This window comes from Neisseria sp. P0021.S005 (assembly GCF_051956955.1).
Map to the genome: position 1 here is coordinate 1 of NZ_JBQCWY010000934.1, position 477 is coordinate 477.

The following is a 477-nucleotide window of genomic DNA, read 5'->3' on the forward strand; positions in this document are numbered from 1 at the left end:
GTTGACCGCCGCTTTGCCCGCCGGGCCGAGGTTTTCCGCCGCTTTGTCCAAATACGGTGCGGCAAGGGAAGTGCCGCCGCCGGCCAGTATGCCGCCGAGGTTGCCCGTCGTCAGTCCGCCTGCCGCTCCGTGCAGGATACTCCTGCCTATGCCGCCTTCTTTCCAGGTGTCGTAGCGGCTTTGGTTTTCGGCAAGGTAGGCGTTTACTTGACCGAGGGATGTGCGGATAGCGGCTTTTTCGGCTTCGCTGTCCGTATTTTGCAGTTTGGCCTCCAGCAGGGTTTTGGCTGCCTGATACCGTTCGTAACTTTGGGTATTGCCGAGTTTGTCGGAAACGGCTGCTGTGGTTTGGGCGGCGTTTTTGCCGAACTCCTGTGTTACTTCCCTTTGCAGGTTGATTTCTTTGGCCACCGCGTCTTTGTCGAAGCTGTTTTTCAGACGGCCTGAGTGTTGATCCGCAGTTTCGGTGTCGATGCC

General features: G+C 58.1%; 1 pseudogene. It reads right to left on the reverse strand.

Annotated features, from left to right (window positions below):
* Positions 1-477: pseudogene (locus ACTHUE_RS20230) on the reverse strand (hemagglutinin repeat-containing protein); the annotation flags it as partial.